We start from the raw sequence: 18,314 nt of genomic DNA, 5'->3' as shown, positions 1-18,314 counted from the left end.
ACACCGCCAAACGACATCACCCGAACATGGGAGCTCCGGCGAATTGGGCCCCAGGCGGCTTTTCGGCAAAGATCGAGGGGCATGAACTCAACGACGAGCTCCCGAAATTCCAGCAGCGGCGGATCCGCCACCCTTTCACTGTTCGACGACCCGCCGCGCGAGGCGCTTGAACGGCTCGGCCCCGGCGCCTTCGTGCTGCCCGGTTTCGCCCTGCCCTTCGTCGACGCGCTCCTGCCGGCCATCGAAGGGCTGGCGGAACGCGCGCCGTTCCGCCACCTCGTCACACCGGGCGGCTTCACCATGTCCGTGGCGCTGACCAACTGCGGGGCGCTCGGCTGGACCAGCGACCGGCGCGGCTACCGCTACAGCGCCACCGACCCCGATAGCGGCAAGCCCTGGCCCGCCATGCCCGAGCCGTTCACGCGACTGGCTCGCGAGGCAGCCTCGACGGCCGGCTTCGACGGCTTCGACGGCTTCGCACCCGATGCCTGCCTGGTCAACCGTTACGCGCCGGGCGCGCGGCTGTCGCTGCATCAGGACAAGGACGAACACGACTACGGCGCACCCATCGTCTCGGTGTCGCTCGGCATGCCCGCCGTCTTTCTGTTCGGCGGGCATGCGCGCAGCGACAAGACGGTGCGCGTACCGCTGGTGCACGGCGACGTCGTGGTCTGGGGTGGCGAAGACCGGCTGCGCTACCACGGCGTGCTGCCCCTGAAAGACGAGCCGCACCCATTGCTGGGCGCGACGCGCATCAACCTCACATTCCGCAAGGCGGGCTGACACGCATGCAGGCCAGCGACAAGACGAACAAGAAGACCGGCCCCGGCAACGCCATCCGCGAGCTCTATGCCGCCCTGTGGCACTTTGCGGAAGGCGCGCGCGGACAGCTGCTGGCGGCCACTGCGCTGCTTGCAGCTTCGCAGCTGATCCGCCTCACGCTGCCGTACCTCGCGGGGCAGGCCATCAACGCACTGCAGCGCGGCGAGCTGAACACAGCCGGCCACTGGATCGCGGCACTGGTCGGGGTGGCCGTTGGCGCATGGGTGCTGCACGGCCCGGGCCGCATTCTCGAACGCAACGTCGGCGTGAAGGTGCGCGAGACACTCGCCGACCAGCTGTACGCACGCATCGCAGCCGCACCTCTCGCCTGGCACGATGACCACCACTCCGGCGAGCTGCAACACCGCGTGCATCAAGCCGGCCGCGCGCTGTCGGACTTCGCGCAAAACCAGTTCATCTGGCTCACCAACGCCGTCAACTTCGTCGGCCCGCTGGTCGCGCTGGCGCTGCTGTCGCGCACCAGTGGCGTGACGGCGCTCGCGGGGTATGTGCTGATCGGCCTCGTCATCGTGCGCATCGACCGCGCGCTGATGAAGCTCGCGCGCGCCGAGAACGATGCCGACCGGCGCTATGTGGCTGTGCTGCTCGACTTCCTGGGCAATGCCTCGACCGTGATCGGCCTGCGCCTGCAGGGTGCTTCGCGGCTGCTGTTGCGGCGACGCATGGCCGCGATCTCGCTGCCGCTGAAGCGCACCGTGGTCCTCAACGAAGGCAAGTGGTTCGCCGTCGACCTCATGGGGCTGGCGCTGACCTGGGGGCTGGTGGTCATCTATGTGTGGCAGGCGCGCGCGCCCGGACAGGCCGTGATGCTGGGCGCGGTGTTCATGATTTATCAATACGCGCAGCAGGCGGCCGGCGTCGTGACCTCGGTGGCGGCCAACTTCAGCTTCTTCGCGCGCATGCACACGGACTACAGCAGCGCCGAGCCGATCTGGCAGGCGCCATCGGGAAACGAAGCGATGGCCACGCCGCCCGAGCAGGTGCCCGAGCGAGAGCGGATAGAGGCCGATGCGCCGTGGCGGCAGTTGAGCATCCAGGCGCTGCAATGGCGCTATGCGCCCCGCGGTGCTTCGGCCGAAGAAGAGCCCGGGGTTGCCGAACCCGTGCGGAGTGGCCTGCACGACGTGGTGCTGACACTGCGCCGCGGCGAACGCGTCGCATTGGTCGGCCCAAGCGGAGGCGGCAAGAGCACCCTGCTGCGCGTGCTGGCCGGGCTCTATCCGCCCGACAGCGGCACGCTGCTACTCGACGGTCAGCCCGTCGATTGGGCACAACTGCGCCGGCTCGCCACGCTGATCCCGCAGGAAACAGAACTGTTCGAAGCCAGCGTGCGCGAGAACCTCGCCTTCGGCCAACCGCGCGACGACACGCTCCTGCAGGCCGCGCTGCACACAAGCACTTTTGACGAAGTGCTGAAGGCGAATCACGGCGACCTCGACACCGCCGTGTCGGAGCGAGGCTTCAATCTTTCAGGCGGGCAGAGACAGCGGCTGTGCCTTGCGCGCGGCGTGCTCGCGGCGCAAGGCAGCTCGCTGCTGCTGCTCGACGAGCCGACCAGTGCGCTTGATGCCAGCACAGAAGCCCGCGTGCTCGGGCGCATTGCCGATGCGTTTCCGGATGCCTGCCTGATCGCGTCGGTCCACCGGCTGAGTTTGCTCGAGCGATTCGACACCGTGGTGCTGATGGAGGCAGGGCATGTGCTTGACCATGGGCCGTGCGAGGCGGTGTTGGCGAGGCAGCCGCTGCTGCGGCGGATGACTACGGGCAGTACCTACTAAACAGGACACCCTTCATGCGTACAGAGCAAGAGCATGCGGCAATGGCGTTGGCCCTGCCGGATTCAGACAGAGGCGCATCGCCGTCTTTTTAGATCGGCTGTCTTCGATCCGTGAGAACGCTATTCCTGCTTTGGGAAATCGTTGCTCATCACCCGCCCGACGGTGGAGAACAGTTCCTGGCGCAGGCCCTCATATGCTGCCTTGTTTTCCTTCAGCACGGTGTCATAGGAGAAATAGCTGGGACTGCCCCGATTTGACGTGATGGAGTTCCACGTGATGGGCTGCAGCTTCTCGTCGCGCAGTGCGTACTCCACGGAAATGACGGGCCGGAAGTCCGATGTCAAACTCGGCGCTCCATAGCCGGCAGTGATGCGCAGCAGCATCACCTCATAGCCTGGGGTGGCCGTCAGACCGGCGAGTTCCATCTTGCGCGCAGCGCCGGTGGCGCGCTCGCTTGGTGTGAGCTTGACCTCGCGACCCGTTGCACGCATGGCTTCGGCCAGGCGTTCGGCGTATTCCCGGTGGAGCATCAGTTCGCCCTGGCCATCCTCTACCGCCTGGTGAAAGCGTTTGCTGCGGCTCGCGACCTGGTTGATCGAGTTGCTGCGGCTGGCAGCGTCCGCACCAATCGCCACCAGCACCCCCACTGGTCCGAACAAGCCGCCGAGCCCGACCGTCGGCGTGGCACCAGTATCCAGAACCACCAGTTCGGACTTGGCGTTGTAGACGATCTCTACCCGGGGATGCGACAGTGGTTCCGGTTCTTCATTGGTCGCCTGCTTGGGCCGGCCAGCGCACGCGACGAGCATGACTGCGATGGCGCAGATGGAAATGATGCGTTTCATTGAGTTCCCATAAGGTTCTGAAATTGTCTGAGGCCGATTGGCGACTTCTCAGGTGTGTGGTCGTCTGCTCCAGGCAACCGCGATCGTTTGCCCGGTCACTGGAACTCGAAGCACTGATCCTTCACCACTTGGTACTTGCCTCAGTGGAAGTTGCATATGCGGGCGACTTCCGCGCCGGCCTTGCTCTTGGGCAAGCGGCCACTAGTGATCTTCACGACCTTCTCGCATTGCTTGGACAACGAGCACTCGACGACCTGACGCGCGTCGACTTCACCACATGTCGCATGCGGAAATCATGTGGAGCTCATGCGCACAATGCGCGGCCCGAGCTTGTTGAGCACTTCGCGCGTCATGAACGCCTTGTCATCAAGCGATGCCGGAAGTTCTCGAAGCATTTGCACGCGCAGGATGGTGAGCTTGGAGACCTGTTTCTCGTCTGCGTCCCGCTGCGCTTGGCCTGGCGGGGTGATGTAGATCGGAACAGGGATGTACCTCGTTCCAGCGACCTTTTGCAGGGTTGCCGCATGGGCACCGTCCTCACGGTTTACCGCTAGCCTGCCGAGAGGCAACTCGGGGAACGAGTCGGACCATGAAAAGACTTCGGTACCGTCCAGAATGGAGCGATCCACTTCACCTTGGACGATCCTGAAAGCGGGCGCACCGTGTTCCTCTGCAAGCTCTGCCGCGCGATAGAAGGCGAACACCCTGGCGGTCCGTGAGGTCGTTGCCGGTGATCCATAGAAGTCGATCCGGTAGATGTCTCCTTCGATGTGCATGGTGCTGTATCCATACGTGCCATCGCCTGGAGGGGCGGCGCGGTAAGGCGTTGGCGGCAGGCTGCTACATCCCGGCAGCAGGATGCCTCCAGCAACAACTACAGCGAACAAAGGTCTAGTTGAAAAAATCATCGGCATATCAGAAGCTTGCGTTGAGATTGAAGCCCAGCGTGACCTTCGCAGTGCGATAGCCCTCGGGCTTGCTGATCGGCGCACCGACGAAGAAGTCGTAGCTCAGCTTGCTCCATTGGCCGCGCAGACCGAAGACTGCGCCGGCAAGGCTGCGGCCAAGAAGGTCAACCGTCGAACGTCCGCCCACATGGCCGTAGTCCATGCCTGTGTAGAGTTCCGCCCCACTCTGCCCCATTGCCCAGCCGATGTCGTTACGGATGAGCCAGCCGCGCTCACCCAGCAGACTCGTCTCTCCATCGAAGCCGCGCACCGTGTAGCGCCCACCGATGGCGAATCGGTCCTGCGGCGTCAGTGGCGTGCGGTTCCACTGCGCACGGATCAGGCCGGAGTAGCGCAGCTTCTGCTCACCAAACTTGAACGGCGCGTTGAGGGTTACATCGGCCGTGTACAGCTTCAGGCGCGAAGTGCCCTCGCCGAACTCCTCTTCCGGTGCAACGCGGGAACCGAAGCCACCGGTGCCGCGCTTGTAGGCCAGCGTGCCTTCGAGCGTCGCTTCGCCGATGAACTCCTTGTGGTTCAGGCTGAGCTCCCACCCGCCGACCACGCGGTGCTGCACGTCGACCTCGGTATCGTCCACGAAATTGCGCGACTCGCGGCGCCAGCCCTTGATAGCCGCCGTGGTCTTGCGGCTCTGGTCGCGGTAGAGCAAGCGCGAGAGCTTGACCTCGGCGTTGTTGGACTTGCCGGCGTAGACGTAGTCCTGGTTCAGGCCGGCCACGCTCTGGTGGTACTGGCTGTTGGAGGCGGTGAAGCCCAGGAGCCAGTAGCCGTAAGGCAGCGAGTAGTGGACGGTCTGGCCTTCGGTGCCCTTGGCCGGGTCGCTGAAGACGTGGTTGTTGATGTTGTGGTTGGCGCTGACGTAGAACAGGTCGTTCAGGCCGAAGGGGTTGTCGAGGGACAGGGTGGCGCCGACCTGGTAGCGGCCTGTGGCTTCGGTGCCGCTGTCGTCCAGGCTCAGGGTGACGCGCCACTTCTTGGCCTGGATGTACTTGACCACCAGATCGCTGTCGCCAGGGCGTGCATTGGCAGCGGAGGACGGTTCGATCTGGATGTCGGCTTCGGCCGTGGGTGCGCGCTTGAGGTTCTCCAGGCCCTGCTCGATGTCGCGCAGGTTCAGGAGATCGCCGGCACGCGCGGGAACGGCCGCGGCCAGCAAGGCGGAGCTGCCGAGCAGCGTGGAAGAAGAATCGGGCGTTGTCCGAATGGCTGCGATGCGGCCAGGCACCAGCGAGAGGGTCAGTGTGCCGACAGAGAGATCCTGCGGCGCAGCCAGCACGCGGGTGGTGACGTAGCCGCGTGCGATGACGGCTTGCTGCGCACGTGCAAGAACCACGTTGACGCCAGCCGTGCCGAGGCAGCGACCGACCGGGGAATCGTTGCCATCGGGCCCCGACAGATCAGCAACAGCCCACTGGAACGATTCCGACTGCTCACCGACCAACAGCACGCGGTCGATGCGGAAGCACGGGGACTCGGATTCGGGGATGCGTTGAGCCGGTGCTGGCGGCGCGGCCTGCAGACGCTGGTCGACGGTGCGTTCGTTCTGCTCACGCAAAGCGCGTTCGCGTTCTTGCTGGCGTTGCTGCTCGACGAAGGGTTGCGGCGTACTGGGGACCTGGGCATGCGCCAACAGTGGGCCGCCCAACAGCACGCCGGCCAGCATGGCACGCGAATTCATTTTCAAGTTCTCTCCCCGGTTGTTTCTTCTATCTGGATGCATTGCGCAGGCAACGCGCCCAGCGCTGAAAATCTAGTGGCTCGACTCTGCTAAAGCCTCAAGACCCCGCAGCCCGTGCAGCAGTTGGCGGAGCCTGCGCACGAATGTTCTGCACGATCTTTTTCGCTAGAGCATTGACCGCGTAGTCATAGCTCTCAGCGATCTGCTTCGGGTGCTCGAACATTTCATTGAAACTCGACCAGTGATGGTCAGGGTTTGCGGGCACGCTCCATGACGCTTCGCCGCTTGCATCGGCGCCGTAGTAAAGCGTCTCGCTGTAAAGGCTGTCTTCCGTCTGGCCTCGCGTCAGATAGGCGCTCAGATTGACGCGAGGCACATAGTCTTTCGAGAAACGCGCGGAATACATACCGACCTCGTTGAGCGAGATGCGCAGCACAGCATCGGTTGGAGGCAGCCTGCTTTCATCGACGCTCGATCCGGCTGGTTGTCCTGCCGTGCCGTCCGCCGCCTGCGCTTCATAGCCTTGCACAATCAGTTGCCGGACCAGCGCCGCCGTCAGTTTTGGTCCCATGTCCTTGCGTGCGGTCTCCATGCGCTCGTTGAAATCCGAACTCTTGATGCGATCAGCTATCGACTGCCACAAGACCCCGAGCGGAATTCCCTTGTTTTCCGTGTGCATCTTGTCGATGGGGGCGACAGGAACCACAACGATCCGTGTTACCGGCGCTTGCGGCGTAGGTGAGACAGGAGATCGGGCGCAGCCGACTAGCAGGCCGAAGGCAAGAAGAGAGGCAAAGAAGTTGATGCGCATGGAAAAAATGATCCGAAGTCAGCGGGCGTTCAGAATGCCGTCGCCCCGGTTGGATATATTTAGAGCGAATGGGCAAGCCTCAATATGCCCACAGAAATTCTCTTCCGCTGAAGGAAAACTCATTCGCTGATGTGAGCGACGGTTTGCTCCCATTGACCGGCCAATGGCAAGCCAAGCAAGTAGCGCTGTTTCAGGATCGCAAGCTCCAGTCGAAGCATCGTGATACTCCCAGTCAGGTTGCCACCTCTATCGTCCGTCGATGGTGCGGCATAGACGGGGTTGCGGTACATGTCGAACTTTCCTTGGAAGTGCTCGCGCATCGCAGGGTCGGTCAGCACGTGTGGCGGCTCGTCGGGAATCGCCATCACGAAAGCCTTGAGCCAGTCGAAATGCTGTTGTGTGTACGCGAACTTCTTGCGCGTCTTGAACATCGCCTTGGCCTCGGCAACTTCGCCGGCAATCAACAGCAGGTTGATCGCACGCATGTAGCCACTTTGCCCTTGAATCCAATAGCTGCCTGACTCCAGCTCAGTTTGCGCGATCTCACGCGCACCTTGAGCCAGCATCGCCGTGTCAGGCTCAGCGTTGTCCCTCATCCCTCGCGCAAGCGCCAAGGCCACCAGTACCTGACCGTGATTGCCAGGAAAAATGCCATCGATCTTCCAGCCTCGCACCTTGGGGTCGTCGGTCTCGAAACGCGGGTCGACCAGTGCTTTCTCCAGGCCTTCGATCGCCCAGTTCAAGAATTTCTGAACATAGGGGTGATTGAAGTTGCCAAGGGCTATTTCAATGGCGTATTGAAAGTCGCGACTCAACCCTTCAGGCATCGCCAGCTTAGACCAGTCGCCATAGGCGTAGAAGCCATCTGCATTTTTTCTCTCAACTACTTTTACGAAACCACCTTCTCTGTTGATTTCGTTTTCGATTTGAATACGCCATGCATCTTTGAATCCCATTCAATTAACCTCCATCCTATTCTTGTTGAAACTGAATAATCCGTGCCGGCCGACTTCCCATTCGACCAATCAAAACATCATCGATCTTCGCGGCGGTCTTGGCGGCATTTGTTGGCCCAACATACAACTCAACCTGATATGTCTTATTTTCAAGCTGTGTAAGTAAGGTTATTTTTACATCACTACCTAGAGTAGAAGACTCAATACTTTCTTGGAGCTTCGCCAAATTCTTTTTCAGCGTGAGTTCGCGATTCTCCCCCAATGCACTCAGTGCAGAATCTCCTGCCTTGGCCTCACCAATAACAAGCTGAGGCTTGCCGTTAACCATCTTGGCGTAGCCAAGATCGAAGCCATTGTCCGTATTCCCAATCTTGGTAGCAAAAGACCCAATGAAGTTAGCCCCATTTTCCTCTTTCACCAACTGCAAGGCAGAAGCTTCCAGGTTCCGGCCTGTAAGCTGGAAATTCGAGTCGCGCACATAGGCATACTTCGCATCCGCTTGGAAAGTGGGCATCTTGATGCCATCAAAGTCCGCCACAGCAGAGATCGGACTCAGTATCGGCCTCGTCGCCAAGCCGGTCCAACCCATCGCATTCAGCAATGATTTTGTGCCGATAGCCCCCAACGTGCCATCGAGCACCAACTGAGCTCGAATCTCGGTAGCTTTCGTTGTATTTCCTGCGGCTTCTGCGGCGTTTGCCTCATCGAGCTTTGCGTTTACAGCGGCGGGCAGGTCCGTGACAGTAACAGCGACCTTTTCAGCAATGTCTGCCAATGCGCTCCACGCCGAAGGATCCCCTGAGGCTGCACCTATGCTGAGCATGAGGAGGAACACTGGTGCGCCAGGAAGCCCTTCAACCGTATTCACTCCGGCGGTGAGGGCACCATATGTCTTCGGATAGGCCTGCGCAAAGGCGTATTCACGCAGATCCATCTGAATGCTCTCGCCTTCCGCGCGCACGGAAACAGGGACCAAGGGATTGCCGCGCGTCGGGTCATAAGAAGCGCTTGCGTTTTGCAGATCAGCATAGAGCCCCGCACAGGCGTCCTTGGTCGCAGGATTCGTGCAGGCTGTCTTGACATCACGGTCACGTGCTCGGTCCACGGCGTTCCAGGCGTTGATCTGAGCCTGCTTCTGATCGCGGCATTCCTGAGTCTTGCAGGCAGCCTTCTCCTGCATCAGACGATCCCGCATTGCTGCTTCATCGTGATAGAGATAGTTGTTGGCCGCCGCATTGCTCCCTGCTTGGCTACCAAGGTTGATTTGCGCTGCATCGCCTCCCGTCACGGCCACGGCGAGACCGGCGATCAAGGCTGCGAACTGCGTCGTATCCACCTGACGACCGTAGGCTTCTGCCGCGAGTTCGCCGATTGCCGCCCCCAAGGCGCCAGCGCCACAGCCAGCCGCGTTGTCGGCCCGAACGGCTCCGACCATGCAACCCGCAATCGCGTGCGCCACCTTGTTGGTGAAGTCGTCGAGGACGCCGTCCTTTTTGGTCAAGTCCCCAATCGCGTAGGCGGCTTGCGCAGCCACAGTGTCGAGGATGGCATTCTTCAGACTGTCTTTCAGGTTTTTCTCGAAACTCCCCCCGTTGATCGCCGTTCCAATCACCGCCCGTGCAGCCCCCGCTGTCAGGTTCTGCTGAAGTTGATTCATGAAGGGCTGGGCACCGCCTTGTAGTGTGGGGGCGCCCGTGGGATTGAGGTCCATGGCGCCGAGAACGCCACCCGTGACGATAGCCGTCAGCAGGTTCTTCACATTGGCGCTGCTACCCAGATCGTGCAGAGCCCCGGCGATATCGCCCTGGTTGTTGATCAGTGCAATGGATGCCTGGCTTGCAAGCGCAGTGATGCCGGCCGTGACAGCACCGCCCACCGCAGTGGAAATGGTCACCCCGCCGGCCGCGATGAATCCACCTTCCCCAAGGGCGGCGACGCCTCCCGTCACCGAAGTAGCAGCCGCATCGCCAACCGCTTGCCCAAGGCCTTGCGCGGTGCCCCAGGAGAGATAGGTCACGACCAGCGACACGATGGCCGCACCTTCTGGCGTCAGCCCCTGCTTATCGTAATTCCATGTCTTGTGGATCTCATCGACCTTCTGCCAATCGATCTTTCCGCTTAGCTTGGGGTCGTTCGCAAGTTGGTTCATCCAGCTCATGCCCGGCTGCTTGGACAGCCCTTCGATGCTGTCACGAGCGCCCAAGCCGGCTTGCACATGATTCGCCGTGACGGACAGGCTCCCTGCGTTGATCTGGTTGTAGTTCGTCGTCTGGTCAGTGCGACCGTTGTCCCTCACGACCTGATACACCATGTCGCGCCCTTGACTGGTCGTGCGCGTGGTCTGCTCCGCTGTCTGTGTTCCCATCAACAACGTGTCCGCGATCAAGCTCACCTTGCCCGGGGTATTGATCGTCGTACCCGCCAACGCCAGCGTATCGGCGGCAGCGATGCTGACGTTCGCGCCGTTGATGTTGGTACGGGTCAAGGTCGTGGTATCGACCTCTGTGGCGGTGGTCTCCCGGGCTTTAATTCCCTTGCCGACATCCTTGAGGATGGCCATGCTGCCGAAGTCATACCAAGCGCTCTTACTGCTAGTTTTCCCGGTCACAGATTGCTTGTCCGTGGCAGCTTGAATGACGACGTTGCCGCCCAGGATCGAGACATCCTTTGCCGCATCGACCTGCACGCCCTGAAGGAAAACACCGTTGTTGCCTTGCAGCAGGATGCCGCCGTTGTTGCTGGTGATAGTGCTCGGTGCAGCGGTATCGGACTTGATCTCAACGCCCGTGGTCGTTGCCTTGCCGGAGGGCATCACAAACCCCATGGCGGCGCCGAGCGCGCTGATGCCTCTCTTTTGTTGATCCAGTTCAACGCTGACGTTAGAGGTATTACGGCCCTCGACAATGTTGAGGTTACGCTCGGCCATCACGGCAACACCGTCCTTGCCGCTGATGCTGGAACCGATGATGTTGATGTCGTTCTTGGCGCCAAGAGCGACAACCCCACCAGAAAACTTGCTGCCCACACTCGTCGAATTGTCGAAATTACCCGAAAGCTTGTTGTCCGTGCGGCTGAAGGTTTTCTTGTCCGACCACTGGGCGGAGTAGTTGCCTAGAACCCTGGCCTCGCCCGCCTCGATATTGATGTCACGGTCCGCGTGCACGCTCAGCAGACCATTGCCTGCATCCACGGTAGCCTGACGCGCATTGACATCCCGGTCCGCTCGGAGCACGGTGGTGCCGTTCGTGGTGATGGTGCTTCCGAGCTCTTGCGAACTAGCCATCGCCATCGACGTGCTGGAGCTGACGCCCATCATCGCTCGGGTCTCGGTCACTGTGCCCAGGTTGATGTCGTTCTTCGCTGTGATCGACGTGTAGCTACCTACCCCCTGGTTGGAGATGATCCCGCCGATCAGATTCACGTCGCGGCCAGCGCTCGCAACCAATCGACCACCTGGGTTCGTCACATAGAGGCCCGCGATGCGGTCCACGTTCGTGTTGAATCCGTTGGTCTGGGTGGTGCTGCGAATGTTGACATCGCGGCCCGCATCGATCTTCAGGCTGTCGCGGGCGTCGATGGTCCCGCCGATGTTGTTCAGATCGGCCTTGGCATTCAGCGTTACGCCGCCACCGCTGATACGGCCACCCAGGTTGTTGATGTTGTCGGCGTTGATCTCGACCAGCGTGCGCCCAGCGATGGTGCCTGTGTTGACGAGGTCGCCGCTGCCCTTGATATTGATCCTGTCGGCACTGAGCACGGCGCCGTTGCCGTTGATGTCCCCGGGGCGCACACGAACGTAGACCTGCGGAACCAGAACCTGTTGAGTCGAGCCGTCCGGCAAGGTCACTGTCTGCTCAACCAGCCAAACGATGTCGCTGGTGAGCTGTGCCATCTGCGCCGGCGTGAGAGCGATGCCAGGGCGCAGGCCGTATTCCTTAGCGAAGGTCGCGCCGGCACCCATCAGTGCCGCGTACTGTTCTTCGTCGCTGTAGTAGCCATCGAGGAAACGATAGCCCGTCAACTGGGCCACCTGTTCACGAATCAGCTTCTGCTCGTAGAAGCCGTCACCCAGTCGCTTGAGGATGTTGTTCGGATCAAGGCCCAGGCTGTTCAGGAGGTAGTCGCTGCTGAGCCACTGCCGATAGTTTGCAAAGCGCGGGTCCGTCTCGATGAGGTACCGTCCCCCTGTGTTTACGCTGAACAGGCTGGCTTGAGGAACGGTGATGTTGGGCATGCTGGTGCGAACCACCATCGGCACAGTCTGGCTGCCGGCATTGCCTGCTCCATCGGCCCCCGCCGCTGCACCAGCACTGGACCCGCTCGTCTTAACAACGCCGTTCACGTTGGAAGGAACTTCGACGACGGCCCTCTGGCGCTCGCCAGTGGCGACGCCACCTGTGCCACCGGCTGTGCCATTAACGGTGGTATAGCCCGCGACGCCAGCGTTGTATCCCCTGGTGGCGTTCAGATGCTCTTGAGGCTGGTAGTCGGTGAGCTTGTACGTGTCGGTCGTCGTTGTCGGAGGAATGATGATCGGCGCCTCGGGCGGCTTGCCGGGGCGATTGGGGTTGTAGCCAATCCATACCGCGCTCGTGGAGGTATCGCGCTTACCGGGTGTCGCCTGGTTATCGACATCGGACGCATTCAGGTCCCCACCCGCCATGATCTGGCTGTCGCGGTTATAGACATGTCCATCAAGGGTCATGTTGCCGCCAGAGACGATGCGCGATGGATCGTCGGTCCCGGGCGCTACCGAGTCTTCCTTGACGGCGATGTTGGTGACGGCGTTGGTCCAGCCTTTGCCGATGACACTGACAGTGCCATCAGCGGCCTTGTGGTAGACCAAGCGCGTACTGGGATCGCCCCACGTGATGGGGTTGCCTTGCGCATCGAAAGGCTCCCAGGATTTCCCGTCCATCGTGATGATGCTGGCGACCGATACGGTGCTGCTGTTGGTCGCAACCTTCAGATGCGTGTCGACGTTGTTGATACTGCCCATGGCGATGGACATCTCACCCAGCGATTCGATGCTGGCGCTCTCGTTGTTGAGCACGCCGCCCTTGCCGGTGGCATGGCGCTTGGAATCCAGAGCGCCGCGGATGTACATGCCGCCAGAGCTGAAGATGAGCGCATTGTCTCGGTTGTTGATCGTATTGGCGCCAATGTCGAGGTCACCGCGCGCCGCGATGGTGGCCGCCTTGGTGGCACCGCCGACCGTCTCAGCATCGTTGTTGACCGTGCCCGCCGCGATGGAAACCGTATCGCCGTATATTCGGCCGGTGCCGATGTTGGTCAGCGTTCCCGCATTGATCTGCGTGTTTCCTTGACTATCGATCAGGCCACGGTTGGTCAACGTCTCGCTGACATTGACGATGGTGTCTGTGCCCGAGATCTCCGCGTTGACTTTGTTCTCGACATCGTTGCCGCTGGCCGTGACCGTGCCACCCGCGAGCAGCTTGCCATTGTTGGTCAGATTGCCGGTGGTCGCGTAGGTCAGATTGCGCCCGGCCTTGACGTCGACGCTGTTCGTCACGTCCTGCACTAGGGCGATGCTCAGGTCATTAACGCCCACGGTCGTGCCGTCGCCACTGAAGCCCTTCGCGTCGATGTCCAGCTTTCCGAAGGCTGCAGTCTGGACCTTGCCGTCCGTGCCAAGCACGGCGGCCGTACCTGCAACCAGAGTCCCGCCTGTGTTCACGACCCTCAGCGTCTTGGCGACGGGATTTGCGCGATTCGGGTCGACGATGCCTAGCGTGTTGCCAGCGGAGATCAGACCACCTGTTGTGTTGGTCAGCGTTCCACCGCTGGTGATGGTGGCGTCAACGTTAGCGCGAATGGCTCCGGAGGCATTGTTCAGATCGCCAACGCCGATGGCAACATTCTGGCCTTCGATGCCTTTGTCTGAAATCAGCGTGTCTGTATTGACGATGCTTGCAGCATTCAGCGTGGTGGTTGCAAGCGAGCGCACGAGGCCGCTGGCGTTCTGGATATCCCCGGCGTTGATCGAGAGATCACCCACCGCCCGAGTCTTTCCGCCGTTGTTGGTGTAGCTCGCGCCGTTGGTGTTGATCGTGACGCTGGACTGGCTGAACACTTCGCCGTCGTTGTCGTTGGAAAACGCTTGGGTCTTGGCGTCCAGCGCATTTTTCGAGGCGATAAAGCCAGCCGTATTGGTCACGGCCCCTACGTTCTTCAGGGTGAGTGTGTCGGCACTGGTGATGCCGCCCTGGTTCGTGGTGTAGCCCGCAGCATTGGTGTTGGTCAGCGCCTTGCCATTCGTGTCGATAGTCATGGCACCACCGGACTGAACCAGGCCCGTGTCGTTGTTCAGGAGGCCGGACGTCACATCGACCGTTGTGGTCGCAGCCAGCGTGCCTTTGGCGCTGTTGTCCAACACGTTGCTATGCGTGTCGACTGTCAGGCTGTTGCCGAAAACCTTACCGCCTTGATTGACCAGACCGCCATTGCTCAAGGTGGTGACGCCGCCAGCTTGCAGGGCGCCACCCGTATTGGTCGTCGTGCCTGTGGTCGTGACCGTCAGATTGCCATTGACGGCGCCTGTTGTCCCCGCGCTGTTGTCCAGGCTGGCGGCGGTGATCGCGGTGTTGCCGTTGGCCGCGAGGGTGCCGCCTGCATTCGTGGCCGCGCTGGCGATGGTGGCGTTGAGGTCGCCGACCGCGGTCGCACTGCCGGCGTTGTTGTTGAAGCTGCCCGCCGCAATGGTGGTGTTGCCGCCGGCGCCGATCACGCCCTTGTTGCTGTTGTCGAGCAGACCGCCCACGTTCAGGGCGAGGCTGGACGTTTCCGCAGTGCGGATGGAACCGCCTTGGTTCAACAAACTGCCGGCTGCGATGGTCGTGTTGCCATTGCTGGCAACGACACCCGCATTGCTGTTGTCCAATGCGCCAACGACGGTGATGCGCATGGCATCGGCGCCGGTCTGGACTATCCGGCCACTGCGACTGCTCAAGGAGCCGGCGTCGATGGTGATTTGCTTGGCACTGGTTGCGGCTTTGTCACCGTCCTGGTTGAAGGCCCCTGACATGGCGACGACCAACGCGTTGTTCGTCGTGATCTGGCCGTTGGCACCATTGAAGCTGCCGCCTGCGATGGTCAGGATGCCGGGGCCGGCATGCTCGATCTTGCCTCCATTGCTGGTGATGGCCGTAGCCTGCAGCGTGAAATCCTGGCCATTGCTGGCGATGCGGCTGCCGTCATTGTTCAGCGTGCCGCTGATGGCGATGGTCGTCGCACCCGTACCGGTTTGCACGATCTCGGCATTGTTCGTGTTCGCGAGATTCGAGACATTGACTTGCAATTGGCCGGCGCTGAGCTGGCCAGCGTCGTTGACGAGGGTTTGCGCGGCGTTGCTGTTGGCGGTGATCGCCAGAGTGTCGGGGGCAACCACTGTGGCCTTGCTGGTGGTGACATTGCCCTGTGTGGCTGTGACCGCGATGTTGGCTGCGCTGGTCTGGCTGGCCGAGAGATCGACGCTCGCGCCTTGCAGAGTGGTACTGCCGGCCGCGAGATTCGTGCCGTTGGCGACCAGTGCGCCGGTGGTGGTCACGCGCAGGTCGCCAGCCCCGCCAAGCTTGCCGTCGTTCTGGATGCCCGCACCGAGCACGCTGGGCGTCCCGCTCTGCACGCTGCCGGCGGTGATCGTGGCGTTGCGGCCTGCCGTGATGCTGCCGTCGCTGGTGAGTGCACTGCCAACCGCGATGTTGGCATCGTTGCCACCGCGCAGGCTGCCACCGTTGGCAAGCGAGCCGACCTGGATGCCCAGGTCGGTGGCCGCGTTGATGCTGCCGCCGCTGCCATTGGTCAAGGCGTTGGTCACCCCGAGCTGCACGCCGGCCTGTGCGGACTGAACGCTGCCGTTGGTGTTCTCCAGCGAGCTGGTGTTCAGCGTCAGCCCTTGATTGGAAGCCAGGGTGCCGGCGCTGTTTGTGGTCGCTCCGGTGACGTTGGCGGTCAGTGCGCCCGTCGCCGAGACCGTGCCCCGCGTGTTCTCGACCTTGCCGCCCACCGTGAGGTTGGCATCGGTGGCGCTCGTGAGCGTGCCGTCTGTATTGATCAGGTCGCCGCTGGTGGCGATGGTCAGGCTGCCTGCATTGAGCTTGCCGCCCGTGTTGTCGAAGCGCTCCACCTTGGCGCTGAAGCCGTTGCTGACGTTCAGTGTTCCTCCGTGGTTGTCGAATGTCGGCTGGTTGACCGCCATGCTCGCGACGCTGAGCGTGCCGCCCTTGTTGTTGATGTTGGCGCTCTGCAGCGTGATCGGACCACCGGCGTAGATCTTGCCGCCGTCGTTCAGGATGGCACCGGTCGCTGTGATGGCGCCGGGCGATGGTGGTACATACGCCGCAGGAGCGGTCGTGCCACCGGTACCCGAACCCGTGCTGGAACCACCGCTGGCCGTGGACGTGCTCGCAGTGCCGCCCGCGCTCGTGCGGCCGCCGGCCCCAATAGAGCCGCCCGTACCCGCCGTCGAGACCGGCGCGGGTTCGAGTCCAATCACGCCGCCATTGGTATTGCTCAACGCCGGTGCCGAGATATCCAGCGACGCGCTGCTCGTCTGGCGGATCGTCCCCCCGCGGTTGTCGATGTCACCCGCAGTACTGGCAAGCTGCACGCTCTGGCCTTCCAGCGTGCCGGTGTTCTCCAGCCGCCCCGATGCCGTGACGACCAGGTTCCCAGCGCTCGCGCCGATGCTGCCGGCATTGCGCCCCCCCAGACCGGCCTCAGTCCCAATCAGCGAAATCTTGTTCGCATACATGCCACCCAACGCCGCAACGTCGAGCGCAAAGGTCGGAGCAGCACCAGTGCCTGACGTCGGCGTGATCTGGCTGTGATCGGCACTGATCTCGTTCGCACCAGTCACCACCTTGAGCTCGCTCGCCCAGATACCAGCATTGACCTGCACGGCACGCGCCAGGATGGCCGCGTAGTCTGTCTTGCTCGCATCGAGCCCCGCACCATCGACGGTGACGGTGCCGCCGCGCACGAGGAAGCTATCAAGCCCCCCGATCGCATTGAACTGCGGCGTCCCTGTGGTGAGCGTAGCCCGCGAGGCGTTGATGAAGCCACCGCCGTCCACGCTGATGCCGGCCGGGTTCGCAATGATCACTTCGGCGCGCTGGCCACCCACTTCGATGTACCCGCGAAGCTGGCTCGGCGAGCCGCCGTTGACTTCATTCAGGATGATGCGCGCCGGCCCCGTTGCGAGGTAAGGATTGCCTTGAACGAACCCGCCCAGTTGGGTCTGCACGTTCACCCGGCTGTTGTTCAGGATCGCGCCGTTCGCGCCCACGTTGAACTGGTTGTAGACGTTGCGCGAAACGCCTGCGGCCGAAGGAGTCTGGATGTTGACCAGCGGCACGCCGTTGGGCGCCACCAGCACCGTCGGGCGAAGATTGCCCGGCACATTGGGCGCGCCGACGATCTGTGCATGTGCCGACGTTGCCATCAGCACGCCGGCGATGGCCATGGCGCCCGCTGCGGTCGTCGCCTTGCTCGCACCCTTGCCGGTACTGGTGGCCGTCTCCTGGACCACCATACGCATACCTCTGGCCGCATTGAAAACAACGCGGTGCAAGTGCCGATTCATGTTTAGCGCTCCCTCAAATCTTTGTTAATCCGCAACACATTTGTGTCTAGACACGCGTTGCAGGGGCGCGATTATGGGATAGCGTTACATCTCAGCAAGGCATTTAGTCACGCTTTGTAAGATTAAGTCGAAGGTTTTTCGGGCGATGTAATGCATATGAATTACTTGGCTGCGCCGCCACCGCGTGCCGGTGAAATTGCGCCCGGATGCCCGGCGTTTGCCCCGCCTTCGCGCAGCAGCCGTCGCCGCCGACCTACAGACAAGACTCTCCCGCCGCGCCATGGTGAAACCCATGACACACCCCATCGAACTCACCATCGAAGAACCGCTGCCGGGCGCCTTTGTCTGGCAGCTGCTCGAAACCGACGACAAGGGCACGCACCCGCGCGTGCTGCGCAAAGCGTATGACGCTGTGGAGAGCTATGAACTGGCGCTCTCGGCCGGCCAGCGTGCGCTGCAGAGCGAGATTCGTCACCGCGCGCCTGTCGGGCACGGTTGATTGAATCGCTCACGGCGCCTTCAAGCCTGGCGGCTCAGGCGTGCAGTGCGAAGTCGTCGATCGTGAGCGTGATGGACCGATGCGGCTCGGCTTGGTAGCGCGCGACGGCCACGGGCTCTATGACGTGAAAGTGCTGCCTGCATGTCTCCAGCAGGCTGTCGCCGACTTCGCGCGCGCCGAATTCGTCGTGCAGGGTTTCCTCGGAAATCTGCGCGACGACACGCGGGCCGCCGGGGCCTTCGGGGTAGAAGGCAAATCGCACGCTCGCGGTGTCGAAGCAATAGATGCCTTCGAAGTTCATCTCTCTTGTCTCCTTGTGAAGCGGCGGCGAT

The 18,314-nt window shown here is 61.9% G+C and carries 10 protein-coding genes; 3 read left to right on the top strand and 7 right to left on the bottom strand.

Annotated elements, in window-relative coordinates:
- Positions 1–81: 81 nt before the first annotated feature.
- Together alkB and AC07O3_RS00245 are read left to right on the top strand one after the other, a co-directional pair.
- Positions 82–783 (top strand): DNA oxidative demethylase AlkB, encoded by a 702-nt coding sequence (alkB, locus tag AC07O3_RS00250; RefSeq protein WP_495338282.1) that lies wholly within the window; start codon positions 82–84, stop codon positions 781–783.
- 5 nt (positions 784–788) lie between these two features.
- The gene (locus AC07O3_RS00245) at positions 789–2,621 is read left to right on the top strand and encodes an ABC transporter ATP-binding protein (RefSeq protein WP_495338281.1); all 1,833 of its coding nucleotides are present in this window, start codon (positions 789–791) and stop codon (positions 2,619–2,621) included.
- A gap of 119 nt (positions 2,622–2,740) precedes the next feature.
- Here the strand turns inward: AC07O3_RS00245 and AC07O3_RS00240 are convergent, their stop codons facing one another.
- The 6 genes from AC07O3_RS00240 to AC07O3_RS00215 form a co-directional block, all read right to left on the bottom strand.
- Positions 2,741–3,466 carry a hypothetical protein gene (locus AC07O3_RS00240; RefSeq protein WP_426392461.1) on the bottom strand — a complete coding sequence of 242 codons (726 nt, stop codon included), beginning with the start codon at positions 3,464–3,466 and terminating at the stop codon, positions 2,741–2,743.
- Between the two features lie 293 nt (positions 3,467–3,759).
- Positions 3,760–4,374 carry a CC0125/CC1285 family lipoprotein gene (locus AC07O3_RS00235; protein WP_495338683.1) on the bottom strand — a complete coding sequence of 205 codons (615 nt, stop codon included), beginning with the start codon at positions 4,372–4,374 and terminating at the stop codon, positions 3,760–3,762.
- A 7-nt stretch (positions 4,375–4,381) separates the two neighbouring features.
- A complete protein-coding gene (locus AC07O3_RS00230; protein ID WP_495338682.1) occupies positions 4,382–6,097 on the bottom strand; it encodes a ShlB/FhaC/HecB family hemolysin secretion/activation protein in 1,716 nt (571 codons plus the stop codon).
- A gap of 112 nt (positions 6,098–6,209) precedes the next feature.
- Positions 6,210–6,923 (bottom strand): YajG family lipoprotein, encoded by a 714-nt coding sequence (locus AC07O3_RS00225; RefSeq protein WP_495338280.1) that lies wholly within the window; start codon positions 6,921–6,923, stop codon positions 6,210–6,212.
- A 119-nt stretch (positions 6,924–7,042) separates the two neighbouring features.
- The gene (locus AC07O3_RS00220; protein WP_495338279.1) at positions 7,043–7,879 is read right to left on the bottom strand and encodes a hypothetical protein; all 837 of its coding nucleotides are present in this window, start codon (positions 7,877–7,879) and stop codon (positions 7,043–7,045) included.
- A gap of 16 nt (positions 7,880–7,895) precedes the next feature.
- On the bottom strand, positions 7,896–17,483 hold the full coding sequence (locus AC07O3_RS00215) for a two-partner secretion domain-containing protein (protein ID WP_495338278.1): 9,588 nt from the start codon (positions 17,481–17,483) through the stop codon (positions 7,896–7,898).
- A 292-nt stretch (positions 17,484–17,775) separates the two neighbouring features.
- On the opposite strand from AC07O3_RS00215, the gene AC07O3_RS00210 reads away from it, so the two are divergent.
- Complete coding sequence (locus AC07O3_RS00210) at positions 17,776–17,982, top strand: hypothetical protein (protein ID WP_177142348.1); 207 nt, start codon at positions 17,776–17,778, stop codon at positions 17,980–17,982.
- A gap of 34 nt (positions 17,983–18,016) precedes the next feature.
- Here AC07O3_RS00210 and AC07O3_RS00205 read toward each other — a convergent pair whose 3' ends face one another.
- Positions 18,017–18,283 carry a hypothetical protein gene (locus AC07O3_RS00205; RefSeq protein WP_093052692.1) on the bottom strand — a complete coding sequence of 89 codons (267 nt, stop codon included), beginning with the start codon at positions 18,281–18,283 and terminating at the stop codon, positions 18,017–18,019.
- Between the last annotated feature and the right edge of the window lie 31 nt (positions 18,284–18,314).

Source organism: Variovorax sp. GW821-FHT09D05 (assembly GCF_059416325.1).
This window is presented reverse-complemented; position numbering and strand designations above follow the sequence as displayed.

Coding starts and splice junctions, on each gene's coding strand:
- AC07O3_RS00235 (WP_495338683.1), bottom strand. CDS start 4,374: ATGATTTTTTCAACTAGACCTTTGTTCGCTGTAGTTGTTGCTGGAGGC.
- AC07O3_RS00240 (WP_426392461.1), bottom strand. CDS start 3,466: ATGAAACGCATCATTTCCATCTGCGCCATCGCAGTCATGCTCGTCGCG.
- AC07O3_RS00215 (WP_495338278.1), bottom strand. CDS start 17,483: ATGAATCGGCACTTGCACCGCGTTGTTTTCAATGCGGCCAGAGGTATG.
- alkB (WP_495338282.1), top strand. CDS start 82: ATGAACTCAACGACGAGCTCCCGAAATTCCAGCAGCGGCGGATCCGCC.
- AC07O3_RS00245 (WP_495338281.1), top strand. CDS start 789: ATGCAGGCCAGCGACAAGACGAACAAGAAGACCGGCCCCGGCAACGCC.
- AC07O3_RS00225 (WP_495338280.1), bottom strand. CDS start 6,923: ATGCGCATCAACTTCTTTGCCTCTCTTCTTGCCTTCGGCCTGCTAGTC.
- AC07O3_RS00210 (WP_177142348.1), top strand. CDS start 17,776: ATGACACACCCCATCGAACTCACCATCGAAGAACCGCTGCCGGGCGCC.
- AC07O3_RS00230 (WP_495338682.1), bottom strand. CDS start 6,097: ATGCTGGCCGGCGTGCTGTTGGGCGGCCCACTGTTGGCGCATGCCCAG.
- AC07O3_RS00220 (WP_495338279.1), bottom strand. CDS start 7,879: ATGGGATTCAAAGATGCATGGCGTATTCAAATCGAAAACGAAATCAAC.
- AC07O3_RS00205 (WP_093052692.1), bottom strand. CDS start 18,283: ATGAACTTCGAAGGCATCTATTGCTTCGACACCGCGAGCGTGCGATTT.